Source organism: Klebsiella sp. LTGPAF-6F, assembly GCF_001753185.1.
GTDB lineage: Bacteria > Pseudomonadota > Gammaproteobacteria > Enterobacterales > Enterobacteriaceae > Klebsiella > Klebsiella michiganensis.
Window position 1 is genome coordinate 4241093 of the sequence record NZ_CP017450.1, and the last position, 16103, is coordinate 4257195.

General features: G+C 58.8%; 17 protein-coding genes. 6 read left to right on the forward strand and 11 right to left on the reverse strand.

Annotated features, from left to right (window positions below; all coding sequences use genetic code 11):
- Positions 1-2: 2 nt before the first annotated feature.
- Complete coding sequence (locus tag BJF97_RS19720) at positions 3-1346, forward strand: NCS2 family permease (protein ID WP_032693703.1); 1344 nt, start codon at positions 3-5, stop codon at positions 1344-1346.
- 279 nt (positions 1347-1625) lie between these two features.
- On the opposite strand, the gene BJF97_RS19725 is transcribed toward BJF97_RS19720, so the two are convergent.
- On the reverse strand, positions 1626-2546 hold the full coding sequence (locus BJF97_RS19725) for a LysR family transcriptional regulator (protein ID WP_014839036.1): 921 nt from the start codon (positions 2544-2546) through the stop codon (positions 1626-1628).
- A 169-nt stretch (positions 2547-2715) separates the two neighbouring features.
- On the opposite strand from BJF97_RS19725, the gene BJF97_RS19730 reads away from it, so the two are divergent.
- Positions 2716-3033, forward strand: a complete 318-nt coding sequence (locus BJF97_RS19730) for an RcnB family protein (RefSeq protein ID WP_004852605.1) — start codon at positions 2716-2718, stop codon at positions 3031-3033.
- 54 nt (positions 3034-3087) lie between these two features.
- Here the strand turns inward: BJF97_RS19730 and BJF97_RS19735 are convergent, their stop codons facing one another.
- Together BJF97_RS19735 and apbC are read right to left on the reverse strand one after the other, a co-directional pair.
- Positions 3088-3417: a hypothetical protein gene (locus BJF97_RS19735; RefSeq protein WP_025107803.1), complete on the reverse strand. Its 330-nt coding sequence runs from the start codon at positions 3415-3417 to the stop codon at positions 3088-3090.
- Positions 3418-3764: 347 nt separating this feature from the next.
- Positions 3765-4874 (reverse strand): iron-sulfur cluster carrier protein ApbC, encoded by a 1110-nt coding sequence (apbC, locus tag BJF97_RS19740; RefSeq protein ID WP_004103811.1) that lies wholly within the window; start codon positions 4872-4874, stop codon positions 3765-3767.
- A 151-nt stretch (positions 4875-5025) separates the two neighbouring features.
- On the opposite strand from apbC, the gene metG reads away from it, so the two are divergent.
- Both metG and BJF97_RS19750 read left to right on the forward strand, forming a co-directional pair.
- Positions 5026-7059 (forward strand): methionine--tRNA ligase, encoded by a 2034-nt coding sequence (gene metG / locus BJF97_RS19745; protein WP_032693702.1) that lies wholly within the window; start codon positions 5026-5028, stop codon positions 7057-7059.
- A 200-nt stretch (positions 7060-7259) separates the two neighbouring features.
- Positions 7260-7727 carry a YehR family lipoprotein gene (locus BJF97_RS19750; RefSeq protein ID WP_014230129.1) on the forward strand — a complete coding sequence of 156 codons (468 nt, stop codon included), beginning with the start codon at positions 7260-7262 and terminating at the stop codon, positions 7725-7727.
- Positions 7728-7830: 103 nt separating this feature from the next.
- Here BJF97_RS19750 and BJF97_RS19755 read toward each other — a convergent pair whose 3' ends face one another.
- From BJF97_RS19755 to BJF97_RS19765, 3 genes are read right to left on the reverse strand one after another with little or no spacing between them, the layout of a single operon-like run.
- Positions 7831-8298, reverse strand: a complete 468-nt coding sequence (locus BJF97_RS19755) for a DUF1456 family protein (RefSeq protein WP_070082974.1) — start codon at positions 8296-8298, stop codon at positions 7831-7833.
- A gap of 53 nt (positions 8299-8351) precedes the next feature.
- Positions 8352-9071: a two-component system response regulator BtsR gene (gene btsR / locus BJF97_RS19760; RefSeq protein ID WP_014230130.1), complete on the reverse strand. Its 720-nt coding sequence runs from the start codon at positions 9069-9071 to the stop codon at positions 8352-8354.
- Complete coding sequence (locus BJF97_RS19765) at positions 9065-10753, reverse strand: sensor histidine kinase (protein WP_004852614.1); 1689 nt, start codon at positions 10751-10753, stop codon at positions 9065-9067. Before BJF97_RS19765 ends, btsR begins: the two co-directional genes overlap by 7 nt.
- 210 nt (positions 10754-10963) lie before the next feature.
- Here BJF97_RS19765 and BJF97_RS19770 point away from each other — a divergent pair, with 210 nt between their 5' ends.
- Positions 10964-11722: a MerR family transcriptional regulator gene (locus BJF97_RS19770; RefSeq protein WP_014839041.1), complete on the forward strand. Its 759-nt coding sequence runs from the start codon at positions 10964-10966 to the stop codon at positions 11720-11722.
- A gap of 65 nt (positions 11723-11787) precedes the next feature.
- Here BJF97_RS19770 and BJF97_RS34310 read toward each other — a convergent pair whose 3' ends face one another.
- Positions 11788-12042, reverse strand: coding sequence for a hypothetical protein (locus tag BJF97_RS34310; RefSeq protein WP_142394549.1), 255 nt, complete (start codon positions 12040-12042; stop codon positions 11788-11790).
- Between the two features lie 179 nt (positions 12043-12221).
- On the opposite strand from BJF97_RS34310, the gene BJF97_RS32860 reads away from it, so the two are divergent.
- Positions 12222-12335, forward strand: coding sequence for a protein YohO (locus BJF97_RS32860; RefSeq protein WP_004103838.1), 114 nt, complete (start codon positions 12222-12224; stop codon positions 12333-12335).
- Here BJF97_RS32860 and BJF97_RS19775 read toward each other — a convergent pair.
- From BJF97_RS19775 to osmF, 4 genes are read right to left on the reverse strand one after another with little or no spacing between them, the layout of a single operon-like run.
- Positions 12310-13047 (reverse strand): ABC transporter permease, encoded by a 738-nt coding sequence (locus tag BJF97_RS19775; protein ID WP_014839042.1) that lies wholly within the window; start codon positions 13045-13047, stop codon positions 12310-12312. The genes BJF97_RS32860 and BJF97_RS19775 overlap by 26 nt on opposite strands.
- Entirely contained in the window at positions 13031-13978 is a 948-nt protein-coding gene (locus BJF97_RS19780; RefSeq protein ID WP_014230133.1) for an ABC transporter ATP-binding protein, read from the reverse strand. Before BJF97_RS19780 ends, BJF97_RS19775 begins: the two co-directional genes overlap by 17 nt.
- Positions 13971-15128, reverse strand: coding sequence for an ABC transporter permease (locus tag BJF97_RS19785; RefSeq protein WP_032693701.1), 1158 nt, complete (start codon positions 15126-15128; stop codon positions 13971-13973). Before BJF97_RS19785 ends, BJF97_RS19780 begins: the two co-directional genes overlap by 8 nt.
- Positions 15129-15135: 7 nt before the next feature.
- Complete coding sequence (gene osmF / locus BJF97_RS19790) at positions 15136-16053, reverse strand: glycine betaine ABC transporter substrate-binding protein OsmF (RefSeq protein ID WP_032693700.1); 918 nt, start codon at positions 16051-16053, stop codon at positions 15136-15138.
- Positions 16054-16103 lie beyond the last annotated feature (50 nt).

The window sequence follows — 16103 nt, forward strand, 5'->3', positions numbered from 1 at the left end:
GCATGGCCGACAATACCCTTCATTCATCCACGCAAGGAAGCTGGCTGGAGCGCCGTTTTGCCTTGTATTCCCGCGGCAGCACGCTGCGCACCGAATGCCTCGCGGGCATCACCGGCTTTCTCGCCGCCGCCTACCTGCTGGTGGTTATCCCCGGCCTGCTGGCGGTTGGCGGGATGGATAAAGGCGCGGCAACCACCGGCACGATTCTGGTGTTCGTCGGCGGCACGCTGCTGATGGCGTTTTATGCCAACCTGCCGTTTATCGTCGGGCCGGGCATCGGCGGCTCGGTGCTGGTCGGCGTCACGCTGGCGGGCAGCGAAGGCATTGGCTGGCAGATTGGTCTTGGGATCGCCTGCTGGTCGGGGATTCTGTTTTTCCTGCTAACCAAATTCGGCCTGCGTGAAGTGGTGACCCGTTCGGTGCCGCAGTCGATCAAGCTCGGCCTGACGGCCTCCATTGGGCTGTTTGTCGCGGTATTGGGTTTCCGTAACGCCGGGCTGGTGCTGGCTAACGCCAAAACCAACGCCCTGATGCTCGGCGATTTTCTCTCACCGGGGGCGCTGGTGGCGCTCTGCGGGCTGTTTCTGGCGATAGCCCTGCAGGCGAGAAAAATCCCCGGCTCAATTCTGTGGGCGATTCTCTTTGCCACCCTGGTCGGCATTCCGATGGGCGTCACCAGACTCCCGGGCAGCTTTATCGATATGCCGCATTCGCTGACGCCGGTGCTGGGGCAAATCGATATGCTGGGCGCGCTGAATATCGCCTTCCTGCCGTTCCTGTTCGTCTTTTTCGCCTCAGAGTTCTTTTCCACGATGGGCACCACGCTGGCGGTAGGCGGCGAAGCGGGTCTGCTGGATGAGGAAGGCAATATGCCGCATATCAATCGCCCGTTTATGGTTGACTCGATCGCCGCGGCCGTTGGCCCCTGGCTGGGCATTCCGGCGGCGACCGCGCTGATTGAATCCTCGGCGGCAGCGGAAGCCGGCGGCAAAACCGGGCTGACCGCGCTGTCGGCGGCGGTGATGTTCCTCCTGATGCTGCTGTTTACCCCGGTGGCGCTGATGATTCCGAAAGAGGCGACCGCGCCTGCGCTGATCCTCATTGGCCTGAACATGTTCAGCGGCCTGCGCAAAGTGGACCTGGCAAACTTCACCGACGGCCTGCCGGTGCTGATGATGGTGATGATTACGCTGATTGCCAATAGCTTCGGGACCGGGATTGCCGGCGGGCTGCTGTTTTATGTGGTGATTAAAACGATTGCCGGCAAATGGCGGGAAATCCCCATCGGGCTGTGGATCCTTGCGATTCCGCTAGTCTACTACTTCGCCACGCTGGTGAAGCATTAAGCTTCGCACCGATCGTTCTCCCGGAGGCGGCGCTGGCGCGCCTGTCCGGGCTACCGGCCCGCAGATTGCTGTGAGCTCGTAGCCCGGCTAAGCGCAGCGCGAGCCGGGAACAAGCCACGCTGATACTTCACCCCGACACCATTCCCGGAGGCGGCGCTGGCGCACCTGTCCGGGCTACCGGCCCGCAGATTGCTGTGAACCCGTAGCCCGGCTAAGCGCAGCGCGAGCCGGGAACAAGCCACGCCGATGCATCACCCCGGCACCATTCCCGAGTCGGCGCTAGCGGCCCGCAGAGGGCGCGCGGGAATGAACCGCTTCGCACGCCTCTTTCACCGCCTCATACAGCAGCCGTACCGCAGGCGAAAGCTGCTTGCGGTGCGGGCAAATCATATTCAGCGGCACCACGTCGCCCTGATACTTCGGCAACAGCACCTGGAGCCGCCCTTCACGGATATCATCCCCGACGTCGAGTTCAGATTTGAACGCGATCCCCTCCCCGGCAACCGCCAGGCGGCGAATCACCTCCGCATCATCGCTCACGATAGCGCCGGCAACCTGCACGTAATGGACCTTCCCGTCCAGGCTCAGCGGCCAGCGATCGAACGCCCTGCCGCGCAGCACGTAGGTCAGCGCATTGTGCCGGGCCAAATCTTCCAGCGTCTTCGGTTCGCCGTGTTCGGCTATCCAGCCGGGCGAGGCCACCAGCATCCGGCGGTTCTCCGGCGCGACGGGCAGGGAAATAAACGAGGCATCGTCGTTATCGCCGTAGCGAAACGCCACGTCCACCGGATCTTTAAATACATCGGTCCGATGATCGGAAAACAGTATCCGCAGGCGCAGCGCGGGATGGCGCTGGCGAAAAGCGCGAAACACGCGCAGAAGCAAGTTGCGCCCCAGGTCGGACGGAACGGCAATTTGTAACGTACCGCGTACTTCGTCATCCGGCGTGCTGATTTTTTGCAGCCCCGCGTGCAGCGTATCAAGCATCTGCGTGGCATAGGGCAGCCAGGTTTCGCCTTCCGGCGTCAGGCGTAAACTCCGCGTCGAACGGGCAAAAAGACGGATATTCAGCGTCGTTTCCAGACGCTTGATCGCCGCGCTCACCTGCGCGGGCTGCAGCCCGGCCTCTCGCGCCGCATCGCTGAAGCTGCTTAACGCCGCAGCGCGGACAAACAATGCCAGATCTTCCAGCCGGAACATACACACTCCTCAACCCGGATTATTCTCAAAACAGGCGCGCGCCGATGAAAAACGGCGCTGCATCACCGTTTGCTTACACTTTTAACCAAACCAACGCTTGCCAATCCCTTGACGTATCAGGAATCATACGAGGCTGCGATTTTGTGTCCAGGATAATAATGGGGAAATTATGCGTAAAACAAAAATGATGCTTCTGGGCGTACTGTTGGCCTGCGCCAGCGGCGCGTGGGCGGCGACCGGCGAAGGTATACAGAAATATGAGCTGGATGGGGTCACCGCGGACTTCAAACAATTTCACATCGGCGATACCGTACCGCCGCTTTACCTCACGCCAGAATACAACATCAAGCAGTGGCAGCAGCGCAATTTGCCTGCGCCGGATGCCGGGACCCGCTGGACCTATATGGGCGGAAGCTACGTGCTGATTACCGAAACCGAGGGGAAAATCCTCAAAATTTATGATGGCGAGATTTTCTACCATCGCTAAAAGCTGAACGCCAGCGCGCTCTCCCTGCCGCTGGCGTTTTTTTGTGGCAAAGCGCTATTCGTTAAAGCGGTTCTGTTTGTGCATAAATTCCTCGACGGCAATATATGAAGCAACCTGCTCATAGAGCATTAAAATACTTAATATCAGATCGCCGCCGCTACGCAGTAAATCATCCGGGGCCGTACGACTCTTGTCATCCGATAAAAAAACAATCTGTTCAAAAATATCACTGTACTCACCATAAGCGCCAATCGGAATCTCAGCTATCGGGAGATGCTCCTGGCAATAACGCAACGCGTCTGCTGCTTTCTCCGGCAGCGAGCGCGTATGCATAAAAATAACCAGTAGTTCTCGTAACTTAACGATTAGAGCAATATTATTCATCATGCACTCCGGAAATGTGTACGGCTATACTTTCCTTCCATCGTTTTTATATACGTATTACTGATAACATCCACGTTTCGCCAAATAAAAAGCCAAAATTAAACCTCATCACGGCGAATTAAAATCGTACTTCTTTGCTATTAAAGCTCGCACAACCGCCAGAGGAAAACAATGTTAGCAATATGTTTTATTGATTAATCTCAATATCGCTAAATGTGAATAAAAATAAATAATATTTAACAGCAATATTATTCGCGCGGTGATTATCTCCTCGGTAGAGAACCGGGTCGGAAAAACTAAAAAACCGCACGGCGAAAAGCGCCGGGCGGCTCAGGAGGGTGAGGAGATTAGACCGCGCGGAAGGCTATCTCTCCGGGGATGACTTCCCCCTGCCAGTACAGCTGCGCCGCGACGCGGTCGGCCAGCTGGCGGTAGGTCTCGGTAAACTCGCTTTCCGGACGCGCAACCACCGTCGGCGTCCCTTTGTCGAGGTCTTCGCGCAGAGTGATATGCAGCGGCAGCTGGCCCAGCAGCTGGGTATGATATTTCTCCGCCAGCTTCTGCGCGCCGCCGGTACCGAAAATCGGCTCGTGGTGTCCGCAGTTGCTGCAGATATGCATGCTCATGTTTTCCACGATACCCAGCACCGGTACCTCGACTTTTTCAAACATCACGATGCCTTTTTTGGCGTCGATCAGGGCAATATCCTGCGGCGTGGTGACGACGACCGCGCCGGTGACCGGAATGTTTTGCGCCAGCGTCAGCTGAATATCACCGGTGCCCGGCGGCATATCCAGTACCAGATAATCGAGATCCGGCCACAGCGTTTCCTGCAGCATCTGCATCAGCGCCTTGCTGGCCATCGGGCCGCGCCACACCATGGCGTTGTCGTCGGTCACCAGATAACCGATGGAGTTGGTAGCGAGACCGAATTTCATAATCGGCGCCATATGGGTGCCGTCCGGCGAAGTCGGACGCTGATCTTCCGCGCCGAGCATGGTCGGAATCGACGGCCCGTAAATATCGGCATCCAGAATGCCGACTTTCGCCCCTTCCGCCGCCAGCGCCAGCGCGAGGTTGACCGCCGTCGACGATTTACCCACCCCGCCCTTGCCGGAGCTGATGGCGATAATGTTTTTCACGCCGTTGATGCCCGGCTGATTTTTTACCCGCTGAAGCGTGGCGATGCTGTGCGTCAGCTTCCAGTCAATGGCTTTGGCGCCGGTAATGCGCAGCAGCTCGGCGCTGCACTGCTCCTTCAGCGCTTCAAACGCGCTGTTCCAGACGAACGGCATCTGAATTTCAATGTGCACGGTCTCGTCCAGCCAGGCGACGTGATGCAGCGCCTTCAGCGTAGTGAGGTTATGTTTCAGGGTTGGGTGCTGGAAATTAGCCAGGGTCCCGGCGACCATCGCGCGCAGACGCTCGGGGGATTTGGCCTGGGATTGCGAACTCATCCCGACTCCTTTGTTATTGTGAGTTGAATCTTGTGCGTTAAGTTTACCTTAAAGGGAATAATTCCCCCACCATAAGCTTTGGGCTTACCAAATTATTGCCTTTGCGGTAACATCAAAACCCCTTTTTACAATAGAAGATGTAATGCCCACTATGACTCAAGTCGCGAAGAAAATTCTGGTAACGTGCGCGCTGCCGTACGCAAACGGCTCAATCCACCTCGGCCACATGCTGGAGCACATCCAGGCTGATGTCTGGGTCCGTTACCAGCGAATGCGCGGCCACGAAGTCAACTTCATCTGCGCCGACGACGCCCACGGCACCCCGATCATGCTGAAAGCGCAGCAGCTCGGAATTACTCCGGAGCAGATGATTGGCGAAATGAGTCAGGAGCATCAGACCGATTTTGCTGGCTTCGACATCAGCTACGACAACTACCACTCCACGCACAGCGATGAAAACCGCGAGCTGTCGGAGCTCATCTACACGCGCCTGAAAGAGAACGGTTTTATCAAAAACCGCACCATCTCTCAGCTTTACGATCCGGAAAAAGGCATGTTCCTGCCGGACCGCTTTGTGAAAGGCACCTGTCCGAAGTGTAAATCACCGGATCAGTACGGCGATAACTGCGAAGTGTGCGGCGCGACCTACAGCCCGACCGAGCTTATTGAGCCGAAATCGGTGGTATCCGGCGCGACGCCGGTGATGCGCGAGTCCGAGCACTTCTTCTTCGACCTGCCGTCGTTCAGCGAAATGCTGCAGGCGTGGACCCGCAGCGGCGCGCTGCAGGAGCAGGTGGCGAATAAAATGCAGGAGTGGTTCGAGTCCGGCCTGCAGCAGTGGGATATCTCCCGCGATGCCCCGTACTTCGGCTTCGAAATCCCGAACGCGCCGGGTAAATACTTCTACGTCTGGCTGGATGCGCCGATCGGTTACATGGGCTCCTTTAAGAACCTGTGCGACAAGCGCGGCGACGCCACCAGCTTCGAAGAGTACTGGAAGAAAGACTCTACTGCCGAGCTGTACCACTTTATCGGCAAAGACATCGTTTACTTCCACAGCCTGTTCTGGCCGGCGATGCTGGAAGGCAGCAGCTTCCGTAAACCGACCAACCTGTTCGTTCACGGCTACGTGACGGTCAACGGCGCCAAGATGTCCAAGTCGCGCGGTACCTTTATTAAGGCCAGCACCTGGCTGAATCATTTTGACGCCGACAGCCTGCGCTACTACTACACCGCCAAGCTCTCGTCGCGTATCGATGATATCGACCTGAACCTGGAAGACTTCGTGCAGCGCGTCAACGCCGATATCGTCAACAAGGTGGTTAACCTTGCCTCGCGTAACGCCGGTTTCATCAACAAGCGTTTCGACGGCATGCTGTCCGCCGAGCTGGCCGATCCTCAGCTGTATAAAACCTTCACCGATGCGGCAGCAAGCATTGGCGATGCGTGGGACAGCCGCGAGTTCGGGAAAGCCATCCGCGAAATCATGGCGCTGGCCGACGTGGCAAACCGCTACGTTGACGAACAGGCGCCGTGGGTGGTCGCCAAACAGGAAGGCCGCGACGCCGATCTGCAGGCCATCTGCACCATGGGCCTGAATATGTTCCGCGTGCTGATGACCTGGCTGAAGCCGGTTCTGCCGCAGCTGGCCGCCCGCGCCGAAGCGTTCCTCAACGGCGAACTGAGCTGGGATGCTATCCAGCAGCCGCTGCTCGGTCACAAGGTTAACGCCTTTAAAGCGCTGTATAACCGCATCGAAATGAAGCAGGTTGAGGCGCTGGTCGAGGCGTCGAAAGAAGAAGTGAAAGCGCTGTCAGCGCCGGTCACAGGTCCGCTGGCGGACGATCCGATTCAGGAAACTATCACCTTTGACGATTTCGCCAAAGTGGATATGCGCATCGCGCTGATTGAAAACGCCGAGTTCGTCGACGGTTCCGATAAGCTGCTGCGCCTGACGCTGGATCTCGGCGGCGAGAAGCGTAACGTCTTCTCCGGCATCCGCTCCGCCTACCCGGATCCGCAGGCGCTGATTGGCCGCCTGACGGTGATGGTCGCTAACCTGGCGCCGCGCAAAATGCGCTTCGGCATCTCTGAAGGCATGGTGATGGCCGCAGGTCCTGGCGGGAAAGATATCTTCCTGCTCAGCCCGGACAGCGGCGCTCAGCCGGGCCAGCAGGTCAAGTAAGGCTGTATAAAGCGCTGCTCCGGCAGCGCTTTTTTTTTAGAGCGCCACGATATTGTCGACGACATCGCCCGCCGGGTGCTGGCGCAGAAAGAAGAAAACGCTGGCATAGGCGCGAAACGGCGACTTCCGAGGATACGCCCGGCACCATCGCCCAATGCTGTATACAATTAGAGATGATGATTGATTAACAAGGAATGATAATGAAATTTAACCGCAGGATGACCGCCGCTCTGGGCGCCACGCTATTGATGGCCGCGCTTGTTGGCTGCGATAACAACAAAGATGAGGTCAAAACGTTTAACAATACGATCAACGGCGTTGATCTGACCTACATCTATCACTATAAAGGCGATGTCGTCACCCGCCAGGACGCGGAGAATACGATCCCCTATCAATCACTCGGGGTAAGTAACGAAGAGCAGGCGCGCAAGGTCATCGACCCTATCGGCGCGGCCTACAGCAAAATCAAAGGCGTTACCCACAGCGTCGACTATAAAGAGAACGTCGCGCAGGAACACCTCTCCATCGACTTCAATCAGGCTAAAATCAGCGAGCTGTGTCACTTGCCGGGGGCCAGTTTTTCCGACTGTTCACAAAAGTTCATTTCGCTGAGCGAGTCGGAGAAATTGCTGAAATCGCAGGGTTTTAAAGAAGTGAAACAGCCCTGACTGGTGCGGACTACTCCCGGCTTGCGCTGCGCTGAGCCGGGCTACGGAGCCGTGCGTTCAGTAGCCCGGCTCAGGCGTTTACGCCGCAAGCCGGGGAGGCATATCAGGATTTCGCGTGTTCGCGCTCGGTCAGTCCGCGCAGAAGGTAGCGCAGGAACTGGTCGCCGCATTCGCGGAAGTTTTTATGATCCGGGGCGCGCATCATGGCGGTGATTTCCGGCATGGAGACGCGGAATTTCTGCTGGGTGAGGATAGCGAGAATATCATCCGTCTTCAGGGAGAAGGCAATACGCAGCTTTTTCAGCACGATGTTATTATTCACCCGGCGTTCGACCGCCAGCGGCGGCGCCGACGCATCTTTACCGCGTTTGTCGTAAATCAGGCCGTTGAGGAAATTCGACAGCACGATATCCGGGCAGCGCACAAACCCCTCTTCGTCTTCTTTTTTCAGCCAGGGAACCAGCTGTTCCGCGCTGACCGGCGCATCCGCCAGGGCAAAAATACGAACCAGGCCGCTGTTATTGGTTTTCAGGGTGTAGCGCAGGCTACGGAGAATATCGTTACTGATCATATTGCCTTCATGATGAAAAAATCTGCCGCTAAGTCTATCACGATTCCGCCGTTTTACAGCCCAATCGCCTCTTTCAGGCTCTTCAGGTAGCGGCGGCTGACCGGCACCGTTTGCCCGGCGCGCATCAGCAGCTCCGCCTGGCCGTTCTCCTCAAAGCGGATCTCCTTGAGATGGGACATGTTGACCAGGTACTGACGATGGCAGCGCAGCAGCGGCGTTCGGCTCTCGAGCGTGCGCAGGGTGAGCTCGGTAAAGCCCTCCTTCCCTTCGCGGTCGGTCACGTAAATCCCGCTCATCCGGCTGCTGACGAAGGCCACGTCTTCCATCTGCAGCAGCCAGATCCGGCTGTGTCCGGTGCAGGGAATATACTTTAGCGCCTGCTGGGTATCGTCGAGCACGGTGATATCCTGCAGGCTGCGCTCCTGGCGCAGGCGAAACAGCGTTTTTTCCAGCCGGGCGGACTCAATCGGCTTCAGTAAATAATCAAACGCGTGCTCTTCAAAGGCCTTCACCGCGTACTCGTCAAACGCGGTAAGGAAGACGATATAGGGCCGATGCTGCGGATCGAGCATGCCGACCATCTCCAGACCGCTGATGCGCGGCATCTGGATATCCAGAAACAGCACGTCCGGGCGCAGCTTATGCACCGCGCCAATCGCCTCGACGGCATTCCCGCATTCGCCAACGATCTCAATATCAGGCTGGGTCTCCAGCAAAATACGCAGGTTTTCACGCGCCAGCGGCTCGTCGTCGACAATTAATACTTTTAACATGCGCTTTCCTCCAGAGGCAGTCTCAGCGTGACGCGGGTAAAACATTCCGGCTCGCAGGTTACGGTGATCCCGCAGTCGGTGCCAAAGCGCGCCCGCAGTCTGCGGTCGACCAGGTTCATGCCCAGCCCGCTGGCGCTGGGTTTGTCCTGATACAGCCCGGCATTATCTTCAATATCCAGCTGCAGCCAGCGCTCTTGCTGACTGGCGCGGATAGTGATTTCGCCCACCCCAAGGTGCTGCGAAGTCCCGTGTTTAATCGCGTTTTCGACGATTGGCTGCAGGGTAAACGCCGGTAGCTGATGCTGCCCCAGCGCCTCGGGCACCAGCATATGAATCTGCAAATTGGTCTGAAAACGCGCTTTCTCAATCTGCAAATAGGCGTTCACATGTTCGATCTCATCCGCCAGGGTCACGATCTCCGCTGGCCGCTTCAGATTTTTGCGGAAAAAGGTCGACAGATACTGCACCAGCTGCCCGGCCTGGTCGCTATCGCGGCGAATCACCGCTTTCAGGGTATTCAGCGCGTTGAACAGGAAGTGCGGATTCACCTGGGCGTGCAGCAGCTTGATTTCCGACTGCGTCAGCAGCGCCTTTTGCCGCTCATACTGTCCGGCCAGGATCTGCGCCGACAGCAGCTGCGCAATCCCCTCCCCCAGCGTGCGGTTGATGGAGCTAAACAGGCGGTTTTTCGCTTCATAGAGTTTAATGGTACCGATGACCCGCTGATTTTCGCCGCGCAGCGGGATAACCAGCGTCGAGCCCAGCTTGCAGTTCGGATGAATCGAGCAGCGGTAAGGCACCTCGTTGCCGTCGGCGTAAACGACTTCGCCGGTATCGATCGCCTTTTGGGTATAGAGCGAAGAGATGGGTTTGCCCGGGAGGTGGTGATCGTCGCCGATCCCGGTAAACGCCAGCAGCTTGTCGCGATCGGTTATCGCCACCGCGCCGATATCCAGCTCCTGGATCAGCACCTGCGCGACCTTCATGCTGTTCTCTTCGTTGAACCCCTGGCGCAGGATCCCCTCCGTCGAAGCGGCGACCTTCAGCGCCGTAGCCGAAAAGGCCGAGGTGTATTTTTCAAACATTGCTCGCTTATCCAGCAGGATGCGCATAAATAGCGCCGCCCCGACGGTGTTGGTGACCATCATGGGCGCGGCGATGCTTTGTACCAGATGCAGGGCATCTTCGAACGGGCGAGCGATAAGCAGAATAATCAGCATCTGCACCATCTCGGCGAAAAAGGTGATCGCGCCGGCGGTGAGCGGGCTGAAGACTTTGTCCGGCCGCCCGCGTTTGACCAGAATACTGTGTACCAGCCCGCCGAGTAGCCCTTCTACGATGGTGGATACCATACAGCTCAGCGCGGTCATGCCGCCCAGCGAGTAGCGGTGAAGCCCGCCGGTCAGCCCCACCAGGCCGCCAACCACCGGCCCGCCCAGCAGCCCCCCCATCACCGCGCCGATGGCGCGCGTATTGGCGATCGAGTCTTCGATATGCAGCCCGAAGTAGGTACCGAGGATGCAGAAAATGGAGAAGGTTACGTAGCACAGGAGCTTATGCGGCAGCCGGACGGTGACCTGCATTAACGGGATGAACAGCCGCGTTTTGCTCATCAGCCACGCAATGACCAAAAACACGCACATCTGCTGAAGCAGCAGCAACACCAGATCAAACTCGTACATACCCGCAGACCACACTTCATTTGAAAGCGCGTAACATACACTGCTTGCTTATAACTTTCTTTGAAGCAATACATGAAAATGATAATTCATGTTCAGGATCACATTTCTTCGCGTCTCGCCGGCCCAGATTTGTACAAAAAACAGACAAAAATTCCCGCTTCGGCAAACAGCTTCTACAGTTAATGGAGGAGAACACAGCGGGAGGAGAAAATGGCGCTTTATACAATCGGCGAAGTGGCCCAGCTTTGCGATATCAATCCCGTGACGTTACGCGCCTGGCAGCGGCGCTACGGATTACTGAAACCCCAGCGTACCGACGGCGGCCACCGCCTGTTCAACGAATATGAGATAGACCGGATTCGCGAAATTAAACGCTGGATTGACTCCGGCGTGCAGGTGGGGAAAGTGAAAACGCTGCTGATGGATAATGAGCAGGAGGTGGCCGACGGCTGGCGCAAGCAGCAGGAAATTTTGCTCGGTTATCTGCAAAACGGTAGCTATCATCGCCTGCGTATGTGGCTTAAGGAGCGCAACCACAGCGAGTCAGCGCAAATTCTGGTGAAGCACCTGATTAATCCTTTACGCCAGCGCCTGCTTAGCCCGCAGCCCACGCTGCTGGCGCTGCGGGGCATCCTTGATGGTATTCTGATTAATCATATCGCCCGCACTCTTTCATCCACGGCAAAATATCCCGGCAGCCATGCGCTGATTATCGGCTGGAATGTGAACGATATCACTCGGCTATGGCTGGAGGGCTGGATAGCCAGCGAACAGGGCTGGCGGGTGGACATTCTCGCCCATTCGCTGAACCAGCTCCGACCGGAGCTTTTCCCGGAGAGTACGCTGATGGTCTGGTGTGGAGAAGCGCCCTGTAGCACCCAGGTCAATCAAATGCGCCTCTGGGAGCAGCAGGGGCAGATTATCTGGCTGAATCACGCCACCGCCACGTCTCCCGGAGGCGGCGCCTGACGCGCCTGTCCGGGCTACGGGTTACCGGCAATCTGTGGCCGGGTAGAAGCCGCAGCAATGCTACGTCACGGCATATTCCCCGGGTTGCGGCGTAAACGCCTTACCCGGGCTACCGGCCCGCAGACGGTGATGAACCGAAGCCCGGCTAAGCGCAGCGCAAGCCGGGTAGAAGCAGCAGCAATGCTACGTCGCGGCACATTCCCCGGGTTGCGGCGTAAACGCCTTACCCGGGCTACCGGCCCGCAGACGTTGATGAACCGTAGCCCGGCTAAGCGCAGCGCAAGCCGGGTAGAAGCAGCAGCAATGCTACGTCGCGGCATATTCCCCGGGTTGCGGCGTAAACGCCTTACCCGGGCTACCGGCCCGCAGACGGTGATGAACCGTAGCCCGGCTAAGCGCAGCGCAAACCGGGGGGGTTGTCGTAGCTAAAAAGCAATTAATGTTTTATTAACACCTGCGCTTCACCGTATAATCCCTGCGTTAACATCAGGAGCCTATTATGAAGCCAGCGAAAATTGCGGTGATTACCCTGTTCTTATTTATGGCCATCAGCGGCATCGGCGGCGTGATGCTGGCCGGTTATTCATTTATTGTTCGCGGTGGTGTCGGCTGATTCGCCGGTTCAGCCGTTCAAACCCCCGGTCGACGATAATCGCCGCCAGCGCCACCAGCAGCGCCCCCTGAATCACATAAGCGGTATTAAATCCGCTGAGGCCGATAACAATCGGCGTGCCGAGCGTATTCGCGCCGACGGTTGAAGCAATGGTCGCCGTACCGATATTGACGATGGTCGAGGTACGAATCCCGGCCAGCATCACCGGCGCCGCCAGCGGCAGCTCAACTTTTATCAGCCTCTGCCAGCCGGTCATCCCCATTCCCTGAGCGATAGCTAAAACACCGGACGGTACCGCCCCAATCCCGGCCAGCGTGCCCTGTAAAACCGGTAAGATGCCGTACAGCACCAGCGCAATAAGCGCGGGCTGCCAGCCAAACCCCAGCACCGGAACCGCAATCGCCAGCACCGCGACCGGCGGAAACGTCTGCCCCATTGCGGCAATCGTCTCCACCAGCGGGCGAAACTCATGCCCCGCCGGACGGGTGACCGCAATCCCGGCGACGACGCCCACCACCGTAGCCGCGAGGCTGGAGAGCGCCACCAGCCAAAAGTGCGCCAGGGTAAGAGAAACAAAACTCTCCTGTTGATAAACCGGACGCGGCAGTTCGGGAAACAGCGCGCTGAACAGCGGCGCGCTGTAGGGCAATGCCAGCAGCAGCGCGATAAACATGGCGCTGAGCCACAGCAGCGGATCACGCAGCACCTTCACGCCGGGCCTCCTCGCGCAGCAGGTCGGCAAAATGCAGCGTCCCGCAGGCCTCTCCCTGCTCATCGACCACCGGCAGCACCTCGCGGCGATGAGCAACGAACTGCGACAGCGCCTCGCGCAGGGTCATCGTCACGTTCAACGCGTCCCCCGCCAGGCGCTCATCGCGGCGCAGATAATCACTCACGCCGCGTAGCGACAGCAGGCGCACGCCCAGTTCGCTACGGCCAAAGAACGTCTCCACAAACGCATTTTTTGGCTCCAGCAGCATCTGCAGCGGCTCGCCCTGCTGTACCACTTCGCCGCCGTCCATCAACACCAGATGGTCCGCCAGCCGCAGCGCCTCATCGATATCGTGAGTCACCAGCACAATCGTGCGTCCCAGCAGACGATGAATGCGGATCATCTCCTGCTGCAAGGCTTCGCGCGTCACCGGATCGAGCGCGCCGAAGGGTTCATCCATCAGCAGCACTTCCGGGTTGGCGGCCAGCGCGCGCGCCACGCCGACGCGCTGCTGCTGGCCGCCGGAAAGCTGATGCGGGTAGCGTTCGCGCAGGCCCGGCTCCAGCCCCAGCAAGGCCATCAGCTCATCGACCCGCGCCTGGGTCTTCTGCCGCGACCACTTTTGCAGCTGCGGGACGGTGGCAATGTTCTGCGCCACCGTCCAGTGGGGGAACAGGCCGATGGACTGGATGGCGTAGCCCATTCTGCGGCGCAGTTCGAGCACCGGCTGCTGGCGAATATCCTGCCCGGCGAAACGGATCGTCCCGCTGTCGTGCTCCACCAGGCGATTAATCATCTTCAGCGTGGTCGACTTCCCCGAGCCGGAGGTGCCAATCAGCACCGAAAATGCCCCCTCGCGCAGATGCAGATTGAGGTTTTTCACCGCAGGCTCTCCGGCAAAGGCTTTATTGACGCCGTCGAACTCAATCACGGGCCTCTCCTTTCAGTAATGCGCCCCACAGCGCGAATAACGCATCCACCACCACCGCCAGCGCGATGGTCGGGATAACCCCCAGCAGCACCAGGTCCAGCGCGCTGCTGAGCAGCCCCTGGAAAACCAGCGCGCCGAAGCCGCCCGCGCCAATCAGGGCCGCCACCACCGCCATACCCACGGTTTGTACGCTGACCACCCGCAGGCTGCGCAACAACACCGGCAACGCCAGCGGTAGCTGTACCTGACGAAAGCGCTGCCCGCCGCTCATCCCCATCGCCGTCGCGCTCTCCAGCGCTTCGCGCGGCACCTGCTGAAGGCCGATCGTCACCCCGCGCACCAGCGGCAATAGCGCATACAGCACCAGCGCAATCAGCGCCGGCGTGATGCCGGTGCCGGAAACGCCGAGCTGCGCCAGCGACGGAAACTGGCGCGCCAGCCCGGCCAGCGGCGCGATAAGCAGGCCAAAAAGCGCGACGGAGGGAACGGTCTGAATCACGTTGAGAACGGCAAAAACCGGCGATTGCCAGCGGGGGTAGCGCCAGAGCCAGACGCCAACAGGCAAGCCAATCAGCAGCCCCGGCAGCAGGGTCCCCAACAGCAGCGTCACATGCTGGGACAGCGCATCGTCAAACACCTCGCGGCGATTGAAATACTCTTTCAGCAAAGAGAGGCCATCGAGCGCGCCGAGTCCCAGCAGCAGCGCGAGCAGCAGCCAGACCTGCGCGTTCAGCAGCCAGCGCCACAGGGCTCGGGTCGTCAGGCGACGAACGGCATCGCTGGCGATAAGCAGGCACAGGGCCAGCGCCAGCCACAGGCCGCTTCCCGGCGAGGTGCGGGCCAGCGGAGAACCGCTCTGAGCCAGCTGTACCGCCGCACTGCCGGCTCCCCATAGCAATAAAGGCAGCAGCAGATCCGCCAGCAGGAAGATAACCAGCAGCGGGAGACGCCCGGGACGCCAGCTCAGCAGCGCTATCAGCAGCCCTGCCGCCCCCTGTACGCCCGCCAGCCACGGCCAGACCTGCCATAGCCAGCGCCCCTCGCCGGATAACAGCCGGTTAGGCGCATAGTTGATAAACGGCAGCGCCATCGCCAGCAGCAGGAGGAATGCCAGCAGCAGCGCAACCCGGTTACAGCAACGAGTGGTCACGCGCGCCCTACTTCAGCAGCCCTTTCTGTTGCAGATAGTCGGCGGCGACTTTCTTCGCATCCAGGCCCTCAACCGCAATACTGGCGTTCAGCTTTTGCAGCGTTTTTTCATCCAGGCTGGCGAAGACCGGCTGTAGCCAGTCGGCTATCTGCGGATACGCTTTTAACACCGCTTCACGTACGACCGGCGTGGGCGCATAAATCGGCTGCACGCCCTTCGGGTCGCTCAGGGTTTGCAGACCCAGCGCGGCGACCGGGCCATCGGTACCGTAGGCCATCGCCGCATTCACGCCGGAGGTTTGCTGCGCCGCCGCTTTGATGGTGACCGCCGTATCGCCGCCCGCCAGCGACAGCAGCTGATTTTGCTTGAGCGTGAAGTCGTAGGCTTTTTCAAACGCCGGCAGCGCGTCCGGCCGTTCAATAAATTCCGCCGAGGCGGCCAGCTTAAAGTCACCGCCCTTTTTCAGATAGCCGGCAAGGTCGCTTAATGAGGCGAGGTGGTTTTTCTCCGCCAGATCCTGACGGACGGCGATAGTCCAGGTGTTGTTGGCCGGAGCCGGGGTAAGCCAGACGAGCTTATTCTTTTCCGCATCCAGCTTTTTAACTTTTTCATATCCCTGCTGCGCGTTTTTCCACGCCGGATCGTTCTCCTCTTTGAAGAAGAACGCGCCGTTGCCGGTATATTCCGGGTAAATGTCCAGCTCACCGGCGGTTATCGCCCCGCGCACCACCGGGGTGGTGCCGAGCTGGATTTTATTGACGGTTTTCACCCCATGGCTTTCCAGAACCTGCAAAATAATATTGCCGAGCAGCGCCCCTTCGGTGTCAATTTTTGAGCCGACCTTAACCGGCTCCGCCGCCTGCAGCGGCAGGCTTATCAGGGCCGCCAGCGCCAGCGTGCCGGACCACATACTTGCCTTAATCATCCTCGCGTCCCTCTTTAATTTGCGCTCCATTAACAGGAGCTTAAGCAAAA

Bases quoted from the DNA above. Each gene is read 5' to 3' on its own strand.
- BJF97_RS19720 (WP_032693703.1), top strand. From the start codon at position 3: ATGGCCGACAATACCCTTCATTCATCCACGCAAGGAAGCTGGCTGGAG.
- BJF97_RS19725 (WP_014839036.1), bottom strand. From the start codon at position 2,546: ATGTTCCGGCTGGAAGATCTGGCATTGTTTGTCCGCGCTGCGGCGTTA.
- BJF97_RS19730 (WP_004852605.1), top strand. From the start codon at position 2,716: ATGCGTAAAACAAAAATGATGCTTCTGGGCGTACTGTTGGCCTGCGCC.
- BJF97_RS19735 (WP_025107803.1), bottom strand. From the start codon at position 3,417: ATGAATAATATTGCTCTAATCGTTAAGTTACGAGAACTACTGGTTATT.
- apbC (WP_004103811.1), bottom strand. From the start codon at position 4,874: ATGAGTTCGCAATCCCAGGCCAAATCCCCCGAGCGTCTGCGCGCGATG.
- metG (WP_032693702.1), top strand. From the start codon at position 5,026: ATGACTCAAGTCGCGAAGAAAATTCTGGTAACGTGCGCGCTGCCGTAC.
- BJF97_RS19750 (WP_014230129.1), top strand. From the start codon at position 7,260: ATGAAATTTAACCGCAGGATGACCGCCGCTCTGGGCGCCACGCTATTG.
- BJF97_RS19755 (WP_070082974.1), bottom strand. From the start codon at position 8,298: ATGATCAGTAACGATATTCTCCGTAGCCTGCGCTACACCCTGAAAACC.
- btsR (WP_014230130.1), bottom strand. From the start codon at position 9,071: ATGTTAAAAGTATTAATTGTCGACGACGAGCCGCTGGCGCGTGAAAAC.
- BJF97_RS19765 (WP_004852614.1), bottom strand. From the start codon at position 10,753: ATGTACGAGTTTGATCTGGTGTTGCTGCTGCTTCAGCAGATGTGCGTG.
- BJF97_RS19770 (WP_014839041.1), top strand. From the start codon at position 10,964: ATGGCGCTTTATACAATCGGCGAAGTGGCCCAGCTTTGCGATATCAAT.
- BJF97_RS34310 (WP_142394549.1), bottom strand. From the start codon at position 12,042: ATGCCGCGACGTAGCATTGCTGCTGCTTCTACCCGGCTTGCGCTGCGC.
- BJF97_RS32860 (WP_004103838.1), top strand. From the start codon at position 12,222: ATGAAGCCAGCGAAAATTGCGGTGATTACCCTGTTCTTATTTATGGCC.
- osmF (WP_032693700.1), bottom strand. From the start codon at position 16,053: ATGATTAAGGCAAGTATGTGGTCCGGCACGCTGGCGCTGGCGGCCCTG.